Annotated in this window: 19 protein-coding genes; 10 read left to right on the top strand and 9 right to left on the bottom strand. The window is 48.4% G+C overall.

The genetic code is table 11. The annotated features are described in order from the left end of the window. Window positions 1-6: 6 nt before the first annotated feature. From B5F25_RS09980 to B5F25_RS09970, 3 genes are all read right to left on the bottom strand, one after another. On the bottom strand, window positions 7-1092 hold the full coding sequence (locus B5F25_RS09980) for a 3-methyl-2-oxobutanoate dehydrogenase subunit VorB (protein ID WP_022041217.1): 1086 nt from the start codon (window positions 1090-1092) through the stop codon (window positions 7-9). A 127-nt stretch (window positions 1093-1219) separates the two neighbouring features. After that, window positions 1220-1447: a 4Fe-4S binding protein gene (locus B5F25_RS09975; RefSeq protein WP_022041218.1), complete on the bottom strand. Its 228-nt coding sequence runs from the start codon at window positions 1445-1447 to the stop codon at window positions 1220-1222. Window positions 1448-1465: 18 nt separating this feature from the next. Then, a complete protein-coding gene (locus B5F25_RS09970) occupies window positions 1466-1744 on the bottom strand; it encodes a tetratricopeptide repeat protein (RefSeq protein ID WP_087211873.1) in 279 nt (92 codons plus the stop codon). A gap of 328 nt (window positions 1745-2072) precedes the next feature. On the opposite strand from B5F25_RS09970, the gene B5F25_RS09960 reads away from it, so the two are divergent. From B5F25_RS09960 to B5F25_RS21690, 4 genes are all read left to right on the top strand, one after another. Beyond that, window positions 2073-2732, top strand: a complete 660-nt coding sequence (locus tag B5F25_RS09960) for a LysE family transporter (RefSeq protein WP_087211866.1) — start codon at window positions 2073-2075, stop codon at window positions 2730-2732. A gap of 16 nt (window positions 2733-2748) precedes the next feature. Then, the gene (locus B5F25_RS09955) at window positions 2749-3297 is read left to right on the top strand and encodes a DUF4924 family protein (RefSeq protein WP_022041221.1); all 549 of its coding nucleotides are present in this window, start codon (window positions 2749-2751) and stop codon (window positions 3295-3297) included. A 21-nt stretch (window positions 3298-3318) separates the two neighbouring features. After that, window positions 3319-4890, top strand: a complete 1572-nt coding sequence (locus B5F25_RS09950; RefSeq protein ID WP_022041222.1) for a peptide chain release factor 3 — start codon at window positions 3319-3321, stop codon at window positions 4888-4890. Between the two features lie 74 nt (window positions 4891-4964). Further along, complete coding sequence (locus tag B5F25_RS21690) at window positions 4965-5117, top strand: hypothetical protein (RefSeq protein WP_162614392.1); 153 nt, start codon at window positions 4965-4967, stop codon at window positions 5115-5117. Window positions 5118-5152: 35 nt separating this feature from the next. Here B5F25_RS21690 and B5F25_RS09945 read toward each other — a convergent pair whose 3' ends face one another. Further along, window positions 5153-6043 carry a hypothetical protein gene (locus B5F25_RS09945; protein WP_087249338.1) on the bottom strand — a complete coding sequence of 297 codons (891 nt, stop codon included), beginning with the start codon at window positions 6041-6043 and terminating at the stop codon, window positions 5153-5155. Window positions 6044-6248: 205 nt separating this feature from the next. Between B5F25_RS09945 and B5F25_RS09940 the strand changes: the two genes are divergently transcribed. The 5 genes from B5F25_RS09940 to B5F25_RS09920 all read left to right on the top strand — a co-directional run bounded on the left by B5F25_RS09940 (window position 6249) and on the right by B5F25_RS09920 (window position 12280). Further along, window positions 6249-7559, top strand: coding sequence for a DUF5690 family protein (locus B5F25_RS09940; protein ID WP_087249336.1), 1311 nt, complete (start codon window positions 6249-6251; stop codon window positions 7557-7559). A 17-nt stretch (window positions 7560-7576) separates the two neighbouring features. Beyond that, window positions 7577-8803, top strand: coding sequence for an FAD-dependent oxidoreductase (locus B5F25_RS09935; RefSeq protein ID WP_087249334.1), 1227 nt, complete (start codon window positions 7577-7579; stop codon window positions 8801-8803). A 137-nt stretch (window positions 8804-8940) separates the two neighbouring features. Then, complete coding sequence (locus B5F25_RS09930) at window positions 8941-9699, top strand: electron transfer flavoprotein subunit beta/FixA family protein (RefSeq protein ID WP_022041226.1); 759 nt, start codon at window positions 8941-8943, stop codon at window positions 9697-9699. A gap of 248 nt (window positions 9700-9947) precedes the next feature. Then, a complete protein-coding gene (locus B5F25_RS09925; protein WP_087249354.1) occupies window positions 9948-11153 on the top strand; it encodes an electron transfer flavoprotein subunit alpha in 1206 nt (401 codons plus the stop codon). Further along, complete coding sequence (locus B5F25_RS09920) at window positions 11150-12280, top strand: porin (protein ID WP_087249332.1); 1131 nt, start codon at window positions 11150-11152, stop codon at window positions 12278-12280. The genes B5F25_RS09925 and B5F25_RS09920 overlap by 4 nt, the downstream gene beginning before the upstream one ends. 70 nt (window positions 12281-12350) lie before the next feature. On the opposite strand, the gene B5F25_RS09915 is transcribed toward B5F25_RS09920, so the two are convergent. The 3 genes from B5F25_RS09915 to B5F25_RS09905 form a co-directional block, all read right to left on the bottom strand. Continuing rightward, complete coding sequence (locus B5F25_RS09915) at window positions 12351-13553, bottom strand: clostripain-related cysteine peptidase (RefSeq protein WP_087249330.1); 1203 nt, start codon at window positions 13551-13553, stop codon at window positions 12351-12353. Between the two features lie 2 nt (window positions 13554-13555). Further along, window positions 13556-13963, bottom strand: a complete 408-nt coding sequence (locus B5F25_RS09910; protein WP_022041230.1) for a hypothetical protein — start codon at window positions 13961-13963, stop codon at window positions 13556-13558. Window positions 13964-14187: 224 nt separating this feature from the next. After that, window positions 14188-15048 carry an RNA polymerase sigma factor RpoD/SigA gene (locus B5F25_RS09905; RefSeq protein ID WP_022041231.1) on the bottom strand — a complete coding sequence of 287 codons (861 nt, stop codon included), beginning with the start codon at window positions 15046-15048 and terminating at the stop codon, window positions 14188-14190. Window positions 15049-15256: 208 nt separating this feature from the next. Here B5F25_RS09905 and B5F25_RS21685 point away from each other — a divergent pair, with 208 nt between their 5' ends. After that, window positions 15257-15439: a hypothetical protein gene (locus B5F25_RS21685; protein ID WP_162614391.1), complete on the top strand. Its 183-nt coding sequence runs from the start codon at window positions 15257-15259 to the stop codon at window positions 15437-15439. Between the two features lie 89 nt (window positions 15440-15528). Here B5F25_RS21685 and B5F25_RS09900 read toward each other — a convergent pair whose 3' ends face one another. Both B5F25_RS09900 and B5F25_RS09895 read right to left on the bottom strand, forming a co-directional pair. Further along, complete coding sequence (locus B5F25_RS09900; protein WP_022041232.1) at window positions 15529-17733, bottom strand: sodium-translocating pyrophosphatase; 2205 nt, start codon at window positions 17731-17733, stop codon at window positions 15529-15531. 170 nt (window positions 17734-17903) lie between these two features. Next, window positions 17904-19370, bottom strand: coding sequence for a potassium/proton antiporter (locus B5F25_RS09895; protein ID WP_162614393.1), 1467 nt, complete (start codon window positions 19368-19370; stop codon window positions 17904-17906). Window positions 19371-19726 lie beyond the last annotated feature (356 nt).

Genomic DNA, 19726 nt, shown 5'->3' with positions numbered 1-19726 from the left:
AATCGGTTACTTGTTGTTGATGAGTTTTTCTTTCAATGATTCGATGACTTCATCCGGGTCGGGAACGATTCCTCCCAGGCGCCCGAAGTGTTCGACCGGAATGCGGCATTCCACAGACAGCTTGACGTCTTCAATCATCTGTCCGCTGTTCAGTTCGACGACGAGGATGCCTTTCATTTGCCGTGCTCTTTCCTTTAGGGCTTCTCCAGGGAACGGCCACAAGGTGATGGGGCGGAACAAGCCAACTTTGATGCCTTCCTCGCGGGCGTGCTCCATTGATTTCTGGGCGATACGGGCACATGAGCCGAAAGCTACAATCAGGTATTCGGCATCTTCGCAATCTATTTCTTCGTAACGGGTTTCATGTGCCGTTATTTCTGCGTATTTGGCTTGCAGGTGCAGGTTGCGCTGTTCCATTACCGCAGGGTCAAGTTCCAGCGAAGTGATGATATTGGGCTTGCGTCCTTTACGTCCTGTGGTAGCCCATGGACATTGGGCAATGATTTCTTCTTCGGTGCGGCGCGGACGAGGTTCGGGAAGTACGACTTTCTCCATCATTTGTCCGATGACACCGTCGGCAAGAATCATGGCCGGGTTCCGGTATTTAAAAGCCAGTTCGAATGCCAACCCTACGAAATCGGCCATTTCCTGTACCGATGCCGGAGCCAGTGCGATGACATGATAGTCGCCGTGTCCGCCTCCTTTGGTGGTCTGGAAATAATCTGCCTGGCTGGGCTGGATGGTACCCAGTCCGGGTCCTCCTCGCATTACGTTTACTATCAGGCACGGAAGTTCGGCACCTGCAATGTAAGAGATTCCTTCCTGTTTCAGGCTGACGCCCGGGCTGGAGGAGGAAGTCATTACCATCTTGCCGCTTCCGGCACCTCCATATACCATATTAATAGCTGCCACTTCGCTTTCTGCCTGCAAGACGACCATACCGGTTGTCTCCCATGGCTTTAGTTCGGCGAGAGTTTCCAATACTTCCGATTGGGGAGTGATAGGATAGCCGAAGTAACCGTCCACGCCGAACCGGATGGCCGCACGGGCGATGGCTTCGTTTCCTTTCATTAAAACTACTTCTTCTGCCATATCTTTTTAAATTTTTATAGTTGACTAGGTCTTAGGTACTAGTTGACTAGGTCTGGAATTGTTTTACTACGGTATTTAAAACCTAGTCAACTCGTACCTGGTCACCTGGTTACCTGTTTTTAAAAACTTACGCTTCTTTTGCCCTGTATACTGTCAGACAAGCGTCCGGACATACGATGGCGCACGAAGAACAACCGTTGCAGGTGTCTTCCAGGGTCTGTTGTACGTAATTATATCCTTTTTGATTTACTTTTTTGGTAAGCGACAATACATGCAACGGACAGGCAACCACGCATAGGTTGCACCCTTTGCAGCGTTCTGTATTCACGATTACCACACCTTTCATCTTAGCCATAGTAAAATTACCTTATTCTTATTGATTAAACATGTCTTTGTTATAAAATTCCAGGATATCCATCACCATGCGCCGGGCTTCGGATGCCGGACTGTCGGGATTGAGGGCAATGGCTTCCTGATAATTGTTCAGGGCTCCTTGCCAGTCGCCTTGCTTGCGGAACGCATTCCCCAGCAGGTAGTAGGCATAGTCTGCATTGTCCGGATGCTGGGCCAGGAGCTCGTTCAGTTCTTGGATGGCTGCGTCAATCTCTCCATCGTCAATCTTGCTTTTAATCTCTTTCAGTCTTTCTGTCATGGTTATGATTTGTCTTTCCGGCAAAGATAGTCTTTATTTTTTATTATTTCCTACGTGGACTGGAAATATTTTCGAAAGAGTAGTGGGGAAAGAGTTTTTATGCGTGGGTGAAAATAAGTGCATGTGCCGTTGGAAGTATATGCGTGGCCCGATGAAAACGTATGTGTGGAAGATTGCATATATTATCCTTATGGATGCGCATATTCGTTGTATGGGAGGTCGCTGGACGGGGGTAGGAAAGATTGGATTTTGGCTTTGGCTTTCATGTTGTAAAAGAATTACAGCCGAAATCGTAGGTAATCTCGCAAAAAAGTAGCATCTTTGCACTATGAATTGGATAGAACAGGTTACGATACTGGATTTGTTGATAAAAGGGTTTATAGTGGGAGTGGTGGTTTCCGCTCCGCTGGGGCCTGTGGGCGTTCTTTGTATTCAGCGTACATTGAATAAAGGACGCTGGTTTGGCTTTGTGACAGGACTGGGGGCGGCACTGAGCGATATTTGCTATGCGTTGCTTACGGGATACGGCATGAGCTTTATGGACGAGCTTATTCTGAAGCATCAGATTTTTCTGCAAGTGGTGGGCAGTATCATGTTGCTGGCTTTCGGCATTTATACGTTCCGGAGTAATCCGGTGAAAGCGCTTCGGCCTTCGTCGGGTAAAAGAGGAACTTACCTGCACAATTTTGTGACCGCCTTTTTTGTCACCTTTTCCAATCCATTGATTATCTTCCTGTTCATCGGACTCTTTGCCCGGTTCTCATTCGTGATGCCGGGTAGCCCTATCGGCTTCCAGCTAGTGGGCTATCTTGCCATTATTATGGGAGCGGTAAGCTGGTGGTTCAGCATCACTTATTTTGTGAACAAGGTGCGCACGCGGTTTAATGTGAGGGGCATCTGGATGCTGAACCGTATCATTGGTGTGGCGGTGATTGTAGCGGCGATGGTGGGATTCGTGCTGGCTGCTACCGGAAAATCTTTCTCTTGACAGATACGATTAGAATATGTATATTTCCCGACAACTTAAACAACAGAATATTGCAGAATACTTGCTCTATATGTGGCAGGTGGAAGACTTGATTCGTGCCAACGGTTGCGATATCGGACAGATACGGCGGAATGTCGTCGACACGTATCCTTCTCTGACCGACCCGCAAAGGCAAGAGTTGACGCAATGGTATGAAGACTTGATTAATATGATGCACGATGAAGGCGTGATGCAGAAGGGGCATTTGCAAATCAATAAGAACATCATCGTATGGCTGACCGACCTGCATCTGCGTTTGCTCCGCTCGCCTAAATTCCCTTACTATAGCGCAGCTTATTACAAGGCTCTGCCTTTTATCGTAGAGCTTCGGGCAAAGGGGGCGGACAGGGACGTGCCTGAACTGGAGACGTGCTTCGATGCCATGTATGGCGTATGGATGCTGAAACTGCAAAAGAAAGAGGTGAGTGAAGATACGCAGAAGGCGGTGAAAGCAATCAGTGATTTGCTGGCTATGCTTGCCGGTTATTATATAAAGGAGAAAAAAGGGGAATTGGATTTAGACTGATATCGTAGAAAAATAAGAAATATGGCAAATCAGGAAATAGAAAGAAGAAGAACATTTGCGATTATTGCACATCCGGATGCCGGTAAGACTTCGTTGACGGAAAAACTGTTGCTTTTCGGAGGGCAGATCCAGGTGGCAGGTGCTGTAAAATCGAACAAGATTAAGAAAACCGCTACCTCCGACTGGATGGATATTGAGAAGCAGCGTGGTATTTCGGTCACTACATCGGTGATGGAGTTTGATTATCGGGATTACAAAGTAAATATCCTTGATACACCTGGTCACCAGGACTTTGCGGAGGATACATACCGTACGCTTACGGCGGTGGATAGCGTAATCATCGTGGTGGACGGGGCGAAAGGTGTGGAAACGCAGACACGCAAGCTGATGGAAGTGTGCCGTATGCGCAACACGCCGGTGATTATTTTCGTCAACAAGATGGACCGTGAGGCTAAAGACCCGTTCGACCTGCTGGACGAGCTGGAAGAAGAACTCGTTATCAATGTGCGTCCCTTGACCTGGCCTATCGAAAGCGGACCGCGTTTCAAGGGTGTGTATAACATTTATGAGAAGAAGCTGAACCTGTTCCAGCCTTCCAAGCAAGTGGTGACGGAGAAGGTGGAAGTGGATATCCATACCGAAGAGCTTGATAACCACATCGGCGCTCCTTTGGCTGAAAAGCTCCGCAACGATTTGGAATTGATAGAAGGCGTATATCCTGAATTTGATGTCAATGAATACTTGAAAGGTGAACTGGCACCTGTATTTTTCGGTTCTGCATTAAATAATTTTGGCGTACAGGAATTGTTGGACTGCTTCGTGGAAATTGCTCCCAGTCCCCGGCCGGTACAGGCAGAGGAACGTGTGGTAATGCCCGACGAGCCTAAATTTACCGGATTCATTTTTAAGATTACGGCAAACATTGACCCTAACCATCGTTCGTGCGTGGCTTTCTGTAAGGTATGTTCGGGTAAGTTTACACGAAATACGCCGTATTTGCATGTGCGGCAAGGCAAGACAATGCGTTTTTCTTCACCCACTCAGTTTATGGCTCAGCGCAAGACCACAGTAGATGAAGCGTGGGCAGGCGATATTATCGGTTTGCCGGATAACGGTACGTTCAAGATTGGCGACACGCTGACCGAAGGCGAACAGTTGCATTTTAAGGGATTGCCCAGTTTTTCGCCTGAAATGTTTAAGTACATCGAAAATGCAGACCCGATGAAGACCAAGCAATTAAATAAGGGTATTGACCAATTGATGGACGAAGGTGTGGCGCAATTGTTCATCAATCAGTTTAACGGACGTAAGCTGATAGGCACGGTAGGGCAGTTGCAGTTCGAGGTAATCCAGTATCGTCTGGAGAACGAATACAACGCAAAGTGCCGTTGGGAGCCGGTCAGCCTGTACAAGGCTTGCTGGATAGAAAGCGATGATATGGACGAACTGGAAGCATTCAAGAAACGGAAGTTCCAGTATATGGCAAAAGACCGCGAAGGGCGTGATGTCTTCCTTGCCGACAGCGGATATGTGCTACAAATGGCTCAGAATGACTTCAAGCATATCAAGTTCCATTTCACCAGCGAGTTCTGATTTGTTTTTCACCACAGATTACACGGATTTAGAAGCTGTTTTGAATTTATCGTGCGCTGATTTGGGATGAGTTTTTGAGGCATTTCCGCTTCTGTGATGAGGAAGATAGCGGGCTATTTGACGAAGAACAGGAGCGAAAAGGACCAAAAAATCGCCCAAAGCACACACGAAAACGGATACATCAAGCCAAGAAAAACTTTTTGGAGAAATTCAAAACAGCTTCTTAAATCATTCTTACTCCATGTAATCGGTGGTGAATTTGTTATAATAGCTTTAGCAGTTCTTTTTCCCTCATCAAATCGTTTACGTTTTTTTCGGGAGATACCAGCATCATGCTTCTTATCACGTCTCCTTGTTGGCAAGTATAATCATAATACGCTTGCTGTTCTTCATTCAGTTTGTCTTTTGGAATGACTTCCGTACGCATTTCGGCAAATTCTTCTAAAGGGATTTCATTCCCTTGGCGCACGAAGACTACCCGTCGGGCGATGGGGTTGCGGCTATAATCGTGCGTCAGGTAGATGCCTTTCATCCAACCGGGGTATTCGATAAGCGGCAATTGCAAGAAGACTACTTTCAGTGCCAATTGCAAGTGCTTTTGTTCATTAAACATCAAGTACCCTATTTGGAACGGAGAAAACACGCCCACGCCTGCATAATAATCACCGTTCATGTTTTGCGAGTAAACTTTGGGCAACGCATCGCCGTCGGTGATAGAAGCTATCATATACGGTTCCACTTTCAGCCCGTCGGAGAAAGAAGACGAACTGTATGCCAAATACAGTCCTGTATAGATTCCTGCATTGGGCAGGTAGCGCAAGGCTTCTTTTTCGATGTCATCCAGAAACGGGCGGGCATTGTTCTTGTTGCTTGCCTGCCGGGGCTCGATATGGTTTACCTTATCATATAAGGTGTCCAGGCATCCCAGCAGTTTGCGTTTCGATACGTTGTTTACTTGTTGCAGGGCTTTGTCTAACGCCGCTTCCTGCTCTTCTCCGCCAGAAACAAGATTGACATACATCGGAAGTACGGAAGAGTAGAGCGATGACAGTACGCTCGAAGCGATGTCGGTCTCTTCGGATATGTCCTTCATCCTTACCCCCGATTCGCGGAGCTTTTTCATTCGTTCGTAAAGGGAGAGTAATCTGTCCATAGTCGTTTTGTCGATTTTTTGCAAATGTACGATTTAGATGTTACAGCAATATTTCAATTGTTTCATTTCGGTGACATTATCTTGATATAAAGATGAATTTATAAATGTCCTGTAAAAGAGGTTTATAATACATCATAAATTAATTCTTTCAGAATCAAGGGCGGGGTAGCTTTGCACTCGAAATCAGACTAAAACGTTGAAAGATATGAAACAATTGATTAAAAACAGGAATTTATCGGAAGTGCTGCTCATCTTGTGGGCAGGAGGTGCGGCATTGCTTTCTTATTCGTTGGTGTATGCCTTGCGCAAGCCTTATACGGCGGCTTCGTTTGAAGGATTGGAGTTCTTTGGAAGCGATTACAAAGTGGCGGTGACTACCATTCAGATTTTGGGTTATGTGATTGCCAAGTTTTTCGGCATTAAGATTATTTCGGAACTGAAGAAGGAGAACCGCTTCCGTTTCTTTGTAGGTTCGGCAGTGCTTGCCGAGGCGGCATTGGTAGGGTTCGGATTGCTGGATACTCCTTGGAATGTCATCGCGATGTTTGTCAATGGCCTTTCGCTGGGCTGCATGTGGGGCGTGATATTCAGTTTTATCGAAGGGCGGAAAGTGACCGACATTCTGGCAAGCCTGTTGGGCGTAAGCATGGTGTTCAGTTCGGGCGTGGCGAAAAGCTTTGGGTTGTTTGCCATGAACGAAATGCACATCAGCCAGTTCTGGATGCCTGCGGTCATCGGCGGTTTTGCCTTGCCTTTGCTGGTGCTGATGGGATACATGCTGAAGCGGCTTCCGCAGCCCACGGCAGAAGACATCGCCCTGCGCAACGAGCGTGTGACGCTGGACAGCAAGGGACGCAAGGCGCTCTTCTTGAAATATGCGCCGATATTGACCTTGTTGTTTATCGGCAACTTCATGCTGCTCGTTTTGCGTGACATCAAAGAAGACTTCCTGGTGTACATCTTGGACATGAGCAACCAGTCGTCGTGGATGTTTGCCCGGATAGATACGATTGTGACGCTGATTATTTTAGGCATTTTCGCCCTGTTCATCTTCTTCCGCAGCAATATCCGTGCGCTGCTTTGGCTGATGACCCTGGTGATTGCCGGATGCCTCACCATGACGTATGTGTCTTATCATTACGATACGCTCGACCTCTCGCCCGTGATGTGGCTTTTCATTGAAAGCTTGTCGCTGTATATCGCTTACCTGACTTTCCAGACGGTTTTCTTCGACCGGTTTATCGCTTGTTTCCGAATCAAGGGGAATGTAGGTTTCTTCATAGCGATGATTGACTTTATCGGCTATCTGGGCACGGTGACGTTGTTGTCTACCAAAGAGCTGCTCGATATCGAGATAGACTGGTTTGCTACGTTCAACCACATCGCTTGCGGCGTGGGCGCCTTGTGTACGGTTCTGTTTACCGTTGCGGGAATCCTCATTTACCGTAAGTACAACGCTACGCTCGAAGCGAAGAAGGCTGATGAAATGTGTGTGAACGCGCAATATAGTATGTAAATATATAAATAAGGTATATGGAAAAGACTTACGATGTCATCATCATCGGTGGCGGATTATTGGGATGCGCTACTGCTTATCAGTTGGCAAAACGGAAAGCCGGAAGAATCTTGCTGCTTGACGGCAACGAAATCGCTTCGCAAGCATCATCGCGTGCGGCTTGCCTGCTGACACGTGCCCGGACCAAACCTGCCCTGATGGAATTGGTGCAGGAAACGTATGATTGCATAAATGAGATAGAAACGCTGCTGGGCGAGTCGCTGGAACTCCAGCAATGCGGAAGCATTACCGTCGCTTCGTCCGAAGCCTCGCTGAAAGGGCTGGAAGCTTTGGAAGAGGCCGCTACTCGTTTCGGCATCCCCAACGAGCGCATTCCGAAAGACAGGGTGAAGGCGTTGCTTCCGTGGATAGATGCGGAAGCGGTGGATGTGGCGCTTTATATGCCCACCGATGCCTTTATCGATTCAGCGCTGCTTTGTTCGGGTTATGCCAAGGCGGCTGCCCGTTTGGGCGTGACGCTTCGCCCGAATTGTAAGGTGAAAGAGATTATGGTTGAAGGCGGCCGCGTCTGCGGTGTCCGGCTGGCTGACGGTGAATGCATCGAAGCCCCGGTTGTGGTCAATGCGGCAGGTTCGTGGGCCAATCTGTTGATGCGTCCCCTCCATGTAGGGCTTCCGTTTACGCCGGTTCGCAGCCATTTCTGGATAACGAAGATTGACAAGGAGCGTTTTCCGGCAGGGCATCCGTTTACCGTGATTCCCGATGCCCGTGCCTTCACCCGCTCGGATGTGGGTGCCTTGATTATCGGCTTGCGCGAAAGCCGTTGCCAGTCGTTCGACCCGGCTACTCTGACCGGACAACTGGAAGATTTCGATTTCCGCAAAGAAGCCGAATGGACGGTGCTCGACGAATGTGCGCCGCTGCTGAAGCCTTACTTGCACGATATTGATGATTTGCCCATTGCGCATTACATGGCAGGCCCGTCTTGCTATGTGCCCGATGCCATGTTCATCATCGGTCCGGTGCAGGCATACGCAGGACTGTTCACCGTTACCGGATGCTGCGGAGGCGGCGTTGCGGCAGGCGGAGGCATGGGGCGGCTGGCTGCGGAACTGATTACGGGCGAGACTCCTTTTGTCAATCCGGCGTTGTTCGCTCCCGAACGCTTCGGCGAGGTAGACCCGTTCTCGCCCGAGTTTCAGCAGCGTTGCGCTGATGCCCGTTCGAACAAGAAAGGCGGATAAGTTTGGGATTTGTTGCCCACACCGTGGGGAAGGTTTCCAGCTTTAGGATTTCATGTTGTACATTGCGGGAAGCTTTCGCACGCCTAAACTGGACACAACGGAAAAATAGTAAATGGTAAACAGTAAAATAGTCAATAATGAAACGGTATATTGTATTTTTGAAACAGGTTCCTCAGTCGACTAAAGTGGAACTTAACCCGGTGACAAAGACATTGAAGCGTTCTTCGGCATTGAGTCGGACGAATCCGGATGACTTGTATGCCTTGCAAATGGCGCTCGACTTAAAACGAGATACCGCAGCCGAAGTGGTTGCGGTCAGCATGGGGCCTGCCTCGGCAGAAACCGTATTGCGCGAAGCGTTGCAGCGGGGCGCCGACCGGGCGATATTGCTTTCTTCTCCAGCTTTTGCCGGAAGCGATACGTGGTGTACGAGCCTGGTTCTGGCTGCGGCTGTGCGCAAGATAGGAGCGTATGACTTGTTGTTCTTCGGCAAAATGGCCATCGACGGCGATACGGCGCAAGTGGGGCCGGAAGTGGCAGGGCAGCTGGATATTCCTCAAGTTACCTGCCTGTCGGCCGTCGGGCAGCTGACCGAACATACGATAAGCGTCAGCCGGAAAGCGGGGGCGTATTTGCAGCGGATGGAAATCGAGTTGCCTTGCGCCGTGATGGTAAGCCGTGAAAACGGCGAACTGGATTGCATGACTTTGTCGGGCTGGCGCCGGGCGCAACGGCAGGAAATCCTTCGTTGGGACGAGAAGGACCTGGGTATAGATGCGTCTTCCGTAGGGCTGTATGCTTCTCCTACGCGGGTGGTATCGACCGCGGTGCCTGTCCGGAAAAAAGAAATCAACTGGTGTGCGGATGCAGCCGCATTTGCTGAAGCAATTAAATAAGTGTGCAAAATGATATGATCAGAAACACAGATTTTCGCGGATTAGCGCAGATTATTTTTATTTACGATTTGACAATTTACTATCTACTGTTTGAGCACTAAATCGTACTTCGTAAATCAAAAATAGTAAATCAAAAGAATCCGTGAAAATCTGCGTTAATCTGCGTTTCTGAGATGGCTACATTATATAAATTAATTCTCAACATCTACTTATTAAACGAATCTTATCACTTATAACGAATGAATCTTATGAATGAACATACTGCCTCTTTTGCGCTTCAAGTGCGCAAAGACCAATGTATCGGTTGTGGAATGTGTGCGGACGCTTGTGCTTACGGCGCCATCCGCATGGCGGAATATCCGGAAATCGACCCGTATAAATGCCGTTTGTGCGGAAGTTGTGTGCAAGCCTGCCCTTCGGAGGCTTTGGCGTTGAATGAACCGGAGACGCAGACGCAAATTTCCGGCGGAACGTCTAAGGGCATTTGGGTGCTTGCCGAAACAGAAGCGGACGGAACCCTTTCTGCGGTTACAAAAGAATTGTTAGGGAAGGCTGCCGTTCTGGCAGAAAAGCTGCATCAGGATGTAGAGGCTCTTTTAATCGGGAGTGAATCGGATGCGGCGGTGTCTTCGTTGGCGGCGTATGGAGCACAGCGGATACATCTTGCCGGGCATCCGTCGTTGGCTTCGTTCATCGAAGAAAATTATGCTCGTGCCGCCGTCCGGGTTATCCGCGAATGCCGTCCGGATATCTTGCTGGTAGGCGCAACGCCTCGCGGGCGTGGATTGTCTGCCCGTATCGCGGCTCTGCTCCAAACGGGTTTGACTGCCGATTGCACGGAGTTGGACATTGATGCCGAAACAGGCCTGCTTCAGCAGATACGTCCGGCTTTTGGCGGAAACTTAATGGCTACGATTGCTACTCCGGCGCACCGTCCGCAAATGGCTTCGGTACGTCCGGGAGTGATGAAAGCGCGTGAAGCGGACCCTGCCTTGAAAGGGGAATGCATCCGGCATGATTTATCGGACTTTAAGTGCGACGGCCGTATCCGCTTATTGGACGAGGAATTGGAAACAGCCGGCGGGGATTCGCTGGGGAACAGCCGGATTGTGGTCGGAATAGGACGTGGCGTGAAGAAGAAGGAAACGGTAGAGCGTATCTGTCAGTGGGCTAAACAATGGGGAGCAGCTGTGGCCGGGTCACGTGCTGCGGTAGAAGCTGGCTTGATTGACGCGCATTTGCAAGTAGGGCAGACCGGCCAGACCATTGCTCCGGACCTGTATATCGCTATCGGCATCAGCGGGCAAATCCAGCACACGGCAGGCATTGCCGGTGCGAAACGGATTATCGCCATTAATCCGGACAAGACTGCGCCGATATTTAATGTGGCGGATTACGGTTGGGCAGTTCCGGTAGAAGAAGCGCTTCCTCAACTAATGGCTGTGCAGGTATGAAGAAAATCGTAGCTGGATTGTTGAGTTTCATTCTCCTGTTGGGAGGAGTGACAACGCAGGCGCAAGAGCAGCTGAAAGTAAAGTTCCGTTCGCGTGCCCTGCTCGATGCCGCCGTGTCGGGTTATGGCAAAGAAGACGTGCAAGGCTATTATCGGCTGGAAGATTTCCGGGTCGGGTTCAAAGCGACTTACGGGCAGTGGGAGGCAAAAGCCGATATCGGATTGGGAGGAGGTAAAGTAGCGATAAAGGATTTGTTGCTGAATTACCACTTTAAGAACAGTGTGCTTTCGCTGGGCAATGCGTACGAGCCTTTTTCGATGGATATGTTGATAAGCACAGCCGATTTGCGCTTCCATCAGTCGGCTGCATCGGTCTTGGCTTTTACCGATAGCCGGAAGTTGGGTGCAACGTATCATTTCTATACCGATTCGTGGTATCTTGCTACGGGTGTCTATACGCATAATGATATCAATAAGATAGGGAGCAGTCAGAAGAATGCCTTTGTATCGACTTCCCGTGCCGTATGGCGCAAGCAAGGGGAAGACCATCGGTTGATTCACGTAGGCGGTGCCTTTTCTTTCCGCACGAAACAGGTCAATACCGAAGAGCCGCCTGTGGGCACGGTAGATAGTGAGGGCATTACATCGATGTTTCCTGCTTCGTTGCTTGAAGCTGAAGTGCCGAATATGGGAACAGAGGTGAAAGGGGTAGTTGAGGCATTATACACCGCTCCACGCTGGATGGTTCAAGCCGAATATTATTTCGACCGTTTGAACCGCACGGATGGCGGGAAGGCATACCGTCCGCACGGGGGATACATTCAAGGCGGTTTCTTGTTGAAAGGACGCGGCTTCGAATACGATGCGATGTATGGCATACCGAGCCGTCCGGCTACTCCACAAGCTGTCGAACTGGTTGCCCGCTTGAATTATACGGACATGAACGATAACCGTGCAGGAATTTATGGAGGTGAGGAGACTGACTTGTCTTTAGGTGTAAACTGGTACATCAACCAATATTTAGGAGTGAAGCTGAACGGCAGCTATGTATGGGTAGGGGAGCATTGCAACGCTTTTTATAAGAAAGACTTCTTTCTTGCCCAGCTTCGGTTGCAGTATATTTTCTGAAAAGGAAAAGGCGCGGAAAGAATCAGAATCCTGATTGTTTCTGCGCCTTTGCACTTATGCGTCGTAAACCTTATTCACTCCATACTGTCTGGTACCACGAAATGGCGGAACGGTAATAGTCGTTCCATCGGGTATTTCCTGGCACGGCATCGGGAATGTACATGCCCATTCCGCAATAGCGGTCTTCGTCTACTCTGAAAGTGGAGTGATTCGTGATACAGCTTTTGGCAAGTACGGTCTGGTCCAATACTTGCTGGAAAGACTCCGGAAGTGTCCCTCCATTCAGCTGGCGGATGACATCTGCTACATCGAACGAGAAGTATTGGTAGTCGTTTATTCCATATTGCTGGATGGAGTGAAGCGAAAGATCTTCGAGGGCGGATGTGTGTTGGGAGAGTTGCTCCCTCACGGCTGTGGCAAAAACGTCCATCTGTTTGCAGTCTACTACGGCATAAGTTCCCCATAGCCCTCTGCTTTTATTGAAATTGATGACATTTTCGCAAAGTTTGTCGAAGTCGATTTCGTCTTGATACAAGTTATTCAATATCTCGTGGTAAGGGAAACCTACTACTGGTGTTTCCAATACCGAAGCGATGCAATAGCGTGTGGCGTGCCTCAGTTCGTAACAAACCTCGGCGGTCTGCATCATGCAGGCATCGAAAAGCACGAAGTCAAGGTTTCCGGGAAAAGTCTGTTCCAAAACATCGGCAAGCTCGGGGATGTTGATAGAGTTATAGACATTCCCGTCTTGTCCGAATGATTTGGTAGCAATGTCTGTGCCTGCAGCAGGCATCCAGCTGGTAGCATGTGAACCGAAGATAAGTCCATAGCTGAGCGAGGGAACAATGTCTGCCATCATTTGCAAGTTGGCACGCATCACTTCCGGATCGGTTGAAGTTCCCGTTACGGCAGTATAGCGGTTGGCTTGTGCGATGACGTTGCCTTGAGTGATGTCATTGCCTTCCAAAGCTGGTTGGCCGTTGATTTGCCCGTGTCCATCAGAGAAATAGGCAAGAATTTGCGCTTCGTTAATGTATTGGTTGCTGGAAGTCGGTTTGTAGTAAATGAGCAGCGTGCATGAGTCTCCACTTTCAGCAAGGCTTTCGTACATCCATTGTACATTGTTCATAATATCTTCGTCCAGATTGTTGTTGGCAATCAAATAGGCAAGTATGGCACGCTTGGCCTGTACCGGCTGTTCATGTTCGGGTATTTCGTCCGAACAGCCCGTCAGGATGAAAAGTGAAACAATGTATAGGAATAATTTTCTCATAATCAATAAATCTCTGCTTTTTCAAATTTGAATTCAGGGTCTACGTCAAGAAGCACCAGCGTATTTCCCTTCTGGTATTTTTCTTTCAGCTTGTTGATTTCCTTTTGCAGGTTTTTCTTTTTTTTGTTGTAGTAAACGAAGCACGTACGGTTTTTCCCGTTTTCCTGTTGTTCCAGGTATTCTTTTAGCTGGATGCTGTATTGTGCACGTCCTACCAGCAATCCGTCACCGCCTACCATAGCACTGTCTACATATTGGATATCTGTGAAATAAACCAGTGAGTCACTGAACGAAGCCGATACTCCAGCGATGTAGACGCCGTATTTGTTCTTGTTTTTCGGCGATTTGGCAAGAACGGGTATCACGATGGATGCGATGAGCAAAAAGCAAAGCAGTTTAATCTGTTTCATAAATTTATAAGTTTTACAAAGCAAAAGTAAGCAATTGTAGGCATATATGAAACCGTCTGGAGTGAAATTAACATATTTAAGTTCGTTTTCGGAAGGAAGGTGTTGGCTGAACGTGGCATTCCTTTACCTTATTATATAATATAGTTTGCAGGGCATAATAGTGAAAAAGCTGTAAGTGTCCGTAGACCTTACAGCTTTTTGTAAATTCGGAAACCGATGTTCGTTTATCCTAAATAAGATTTGAGCAGTTTGCTACGCGAGTTTTGTCTTAATCTTCTGATGGCTTTTTCCTTAATCTGGCGCACACGTTCGCGTGTCAGTCCAAATTTGTCACCAATTTCTTCCAACGTCATTTCTTGCGTTCCTATACCGAAAAACATCTGGATAATTTCCTTCTCTCTTTCGGTCAACGTAGAAAGCGCTCTGTCGATTTCCCTCGAAAGTGATTCATTCACCAAGGAGCGGTCCGCCATAGGGGAGTCGTCGTTTACCAGCACGTCCAGTAGGCTGTTGTCTTCTCCTTCCACGAAAGGAGCGTCTACAGAGATGTGGCGTCCTGAAACTTTCAGCGTGTCCGAAATCTTGTCTACCGGGATTTCCAGTTCGTCTGCCAGCTCTTCCGGTGACGGACGGCGTTCGTTTTCTTGTTCGAATTTAGAGAAAGCCTTGCTGATTTTGTTCAGCGAACCTACCTGGTTCAATGGCAAGCGCACGATACGGGATTGCTCGGCCAGTGCTTGGAGAATAGATTGACGAATCCACCATACGGCGTAACTGATGAATTTGAAACCACGGGTCTCGTCAAACTTCTCGGCAGCCTTAATCAAGCCCAGATTTCCTTCGTTTATCAAGTCTGGAAGGCTCAATCCTTGGTTTTGATACTGTTTGGCCACTGATACTACAAATCGCAGGTTTGCACGTGTAAGTTTCTCTAACGCTGCACGATCGCCTTTGCGAATACGCTGAGCGAGTTCCACTTCTTCCTCTACCGTAATCAGGTCTTCGCGTCCGATTTCCTGAAGGTATTTGTCCAAAGAGGCGCTCTCTCGGTTAGTGATACTTTTGGTAATCTTAAGTTGTCTCATTATTTATACCGAATTTGGGAACAAAGATAAGAATTTTTCCTGATATAATAGCTCTTGATTTAATATAAATTGGGTGAATTAACAAAAATATGCTTCTGTCTGCTTGGATTTTTTTGTTTTAGGCAAAAATTTTTTAGGAATTTCTTAGAAGCTGTTTTGAATTTATCGTGCGATGATTTGGGATGGGTTTTTGTAGAGACGCAAAATCTTGCGTCTTTACTATGAGGAAGATAGCGGGCTATCTGACGAAGAACAGGAGCGGAAAGGACCAAAAAATCGCCCAAAGCACACACGAAAACGGATACATCAAGCCAAGAAAAACTTTTTGGAGAAATTCAAAACAGCTTCTTATGTTGCCAATTATAGTCAGAAACAGTTTCAAAGAGCCTGAATGAAAAATTAATTGAATATCCGAAACATCCCATGTAGGGGCGTACCGCATACGCCCCTACATGTTAATATTCGTGTTTATTGCCGTTGTCAGAACAGGCTCCATGCCACAGTAAGCCCTGCCATTACGATAGCAACCATACTCATCAGTTTTACAAGAATGTTCAGGCTGGGACCGGATGTGTCTTTGAACGGGTCGCCTACGGTATCGCCTACTACAGTGGCACGGTGCACTTCGCTTCCTTTTCCGCCAAAGTTTCCTTCTTCCACATATTTCTTGGCATTGTCCCAGGCACCTCCGGCATTTGCCATAAAGATGGCTAGCACGAAGCCTGATGAAAGTCCGCCAATCAGCAGACCGATGACACCCGGTACACCGAAGAGCAACCCCGTAACTATAGGAGCGATGATGGCAAGCAGAGAGGGGAATACCATTTCGCGTTGGGCGCCTTGTGTGGAAATCTGTACACACCGGGCGTAGTCAGGCTCGGCATTTCCACTCAGGATGCCTTTTATTTCACGGAACTGGCGGCGCACTTCTTCTACCATGCGCGAGGCTGCACGCCCTACAGCATTCATCGTAAGACCGCAGAAAAGGAAAGACATCATACTGCCAATGAACATCCCTGAAAGCACTTTAGGATTCATTAGTGTAACATCGTAATAAATCATGAAGTCGTCCAGTCCTGCCTCGTGGATGGCTATCTGGATGCCGTTGGGAAGTTCAAGGATGGCGGTTCCGATACGTTCCAGTCCGATACGTACTTCTTCGATGTATGAAGCCAGCAGGGAGAGTCCTGTAAGGGCTGCCGAGCCGATGGCAAATCCTTTTCCGGTAGCTGCGGTAGTATTGCCCAGCGAGTCGAGCGCATCGGTACGCCGGCGCACCTCTTCGCCCAGCTTGCTCATTTCGGCGTTTCCTCCGGCATTGTCGGCAATGGGGCCGTAAGCATCTGTGGCAAGGGTAATTCCTAAGGTGGAAAGCATGCCTACCGATGCGATTCCGATGCCGTAAAGTCCCATCCCAATGTTGGTGAAGTCGAATCCTGAAGCTAGCCAGTAGGAAAGGATGATGCCTGCTACTACGGCTATGACTGGGATGGTAGTGGAAATCATTCCCAGTCCGATGCCGGAGATAATAACGGTAGCAGGTCCTGTCTTACCACTTTCGGAGAGCTTGCGTGTGGGTTTGTATGATTGTGAAGTGTAATATTCGGTAGACTGCCCGATGATGATTCCTACCAGCAGGCCTACGATGACAGCCAGTGATATGTTTACCCAGTTGTCCAATCCTAAAAGCCAAAGGATGAGAAACGTGCCGATGATGATGAAAAACGAGCTGAGGTTGGTTCCGGTAGAAAGTGCTTTCAGCAGCTCTTTCATCGTAGCGTTTTCGCGTGTGCGTACTGCAAAAATGCCGATAATGGATAGGATGATGCCGATGGCAGCTATCAGCATCGGTGCGATGACTGCCTTGAACTGCATTTCGGTGTCTCCTGTGCCGATAAAAGCAGCGGCACCCAGTGCGGCGGTGGCAAGGATGGAGCCACAATACGATTCGTAGAGGTCGGCTCCCATACCTGCAACGTCGCCTACGTTATCGCCTACATTATCGGCGATGGTTGCCGGGTTACGCGGGTCGTCTTCAGGTATTCCGGCTTCAACTTTGCCTACCAGGTCGGCTCCTACATCGGCGGCTTTCGTGTAGATGCCTCCGCCTACGCGGGCGAAGAGAGCCTGTGTGGAAGCTCCCATTCCGAAGGTGAGCATTGTAGTGGTTATGACGCAGAGCTTTGAGGTAGGGTTCAGTGCATTGTCGGGGATGCATCGTTCCAGTAAGAGATACCAGAAGGAGATGTCGAACAAGCCCAGTCCTACTACCACCAGTCCCATGACTGCTCCGCTTCGGAAAGCGATGCGCAGGCCTTTGTCGAGTGAGGTACGGGCGGCGTTGGCAGTACGTGCTGAGGCGTATGTGGCGGTTTTCATTCCGAGGTAGCCGGACAAGCCGGAGAAGAACCCTCCTGTCAGGAATGCGACGGGTACCCAGTGGTTCTGGAGGTTGAAGCCGTATGCCATGATGGCAAACAGGAGAGCAAGTCCGATAAACACGAGTGTCACCACTTTATATTGTTGCTTGAGGTACGACATCGCCCCACGGCGTACATGTTCGGCGATTTTCTGCATCTCGGGTGTTCCTTCGCTTTCTCCTTTCATCTGTTTATAGAAGAAAGCCGCCAAGGCAAGTGCCAGGAACGAGGCGGCTGGAGCAATCCAGAAGAGATAGTTTTCCATAATGTTATGATTTTGAATGGTGTGTCGGTCTTGCAGACAAGTTTTACCTTGGGCACAAAGACATACAGAGGTTTTTCCTGTGGGCTGTGTGGTCGCCGGGTGATGCGTATTGTCTGTTCTTGTAATTTTCTCAAAGGTAAGGAAAAAATCTCTTCGGTTTGTTTCCTGATTTACAGATTTTGTCGCTTTTTCTGTTTATTTTCAGAAATGAGCAGGAGTTTGTCACCTTCATGAAGTTCTATTTGTCCGTTGGGAATGATGAATTCGTTTCCGCGTTTTACCAGCATCACCAGTGTGCCTTGAGGCAGGTTCATGTCTGCCAATCTGTTTCCTTCTTCCAGCATTTCGGCGGTGAGGGTCAGGTCGTCCAGTCGGGTATCTATTTCATCGGGAAGCTCTACGCCGAATGCGTTTCCTTCTTTGGCTTGGGGCATGTCGAGCTTGAGCCAGCGTGCCATCTGTGAGATGCTCATCCCTTGAATGACAAGCGAGAGAAGGGTGATGAAAAATACAATGTTGAACAATTGGTTTGACCCTGGGATTTCAGCTATGACGGGGTAGGTAGCGAAAATGATGGGAACAGCTCCACGCAGCCCTACCCATGATACGAAGAGCCGTGCACGTAGGGAAATGTTCCGGAAAGGAAGCAGGCAGAGGAACACGCTTACTGGACGTGCCACTACAATCATGAATGCACCGATAAGCAAGCCGATGCCTGCGATACCTATCATCTCATGTGGGTTTACCAGCAGTCCGAGGGCGAGGAACATGATGATTTGGAAAAGCCATGTCAGCCCGTCCATAAAAGTTTGTGTCTCTTTCCGTGATGCCAGTTTGGCATTGCCTACGATGACTCCGGCTATGTAGACCGCCAGATAACCGTTTCCGTGTACCAGGTCGGTGGTAGTAAAGGTAATAAATACAATACTCAGCAGGAGGATGGGGTAAAGAGAGGTATTAGGTAACTCGATTTTGTTGATGAGCCATACGGCGAACTTGCCTGCTGCATAGCCGATTATTCCACCGAAAAAGAATTGTACAAGCAGGTCGCGTGCGATGATTCCGGCATGCAAATCTGTTCCGCTTCCAATGACTTGTATCAGCACGATGGTAAGCATATATGCCATGGGGTCGTTGCTTCCGCTTTCCAGTTCCAGCATCGGGCGCAAGTTTTCTTTCAGGTTCATCCGTTGTGAGCGGAGCAGGTTGAATACCGAAGCCGAGTCGGTGGATGACATTGTGGCGGCAAGTAATAAAGAGGCGAGTAGGGTCAGCTGAATGTCTGCTTTTGTATGGTCGGATAAAAAATAAATGAACAGCCCCGTCAAGAGGGTAGTGACCAGCACGCCTGCAGTAGACAGAAGTATCCCTTGAGGCAGTATGGGCTTGATTTCGCGGAACCGTGTGTCCATCCCTCCCGTGAACAAGATGATGCTCAGCGCTATCATTCCTACGAACTGGGCATCTTTCGCGCTGTTGAACTGGATGCCCAGTCCGTCGCTTCCGAAAAGCATTCCTACCAGGAGGAAGAGCAAGAGGGTGGGGATGCCGAACTTATATCCGGTCTTGCTGATGAGAATACTGATGAATATCAGGATAGAGCCGATGAGTAGAATGTTTTCTGCAGTAATCATTATGAGTCTTGTTCTTTTTTTAAAGGTTGATGAAAAGTGTCCATGCAAAGATAATACAAAAAAGTGAGATACAGGACAAATCCTTAGAAACAGTTTTGAATTTATCGTGTGCTGATTTGGATTGAATTTTTAAGGTATTTCCGCTTCTGTAACGAGGAGGATAGCGCGGACTATCTTTGCAGGATGCAGCCGGTTGCGGAAACCCGCGGATATAGGTGCGCCGGCAAACGCATATAGGTCCATTCGCTGTAAGATTATTAATCTTCAGGCTGCAAGATTATTAATCTTACAAGCGGAAGATTATTAATCTTACACCAGACGAAGTTATCTGCACTGGGGGAAGAAGATAATAACAACAA

The organism is Bacteroides sp. An19 (assembly GCF_002160215.1).
Lineage (GTDB): Bacteria > Bacteroidota > Bacteroidia > Bacteroidales > Bacteroidaceae > Phocaeicola > Phocaeicola intestinalis.
Note: the sequence above shows the minus strand (reverse complement) of the source record. Positions and strands in the feature narration are given on the sequence as shown.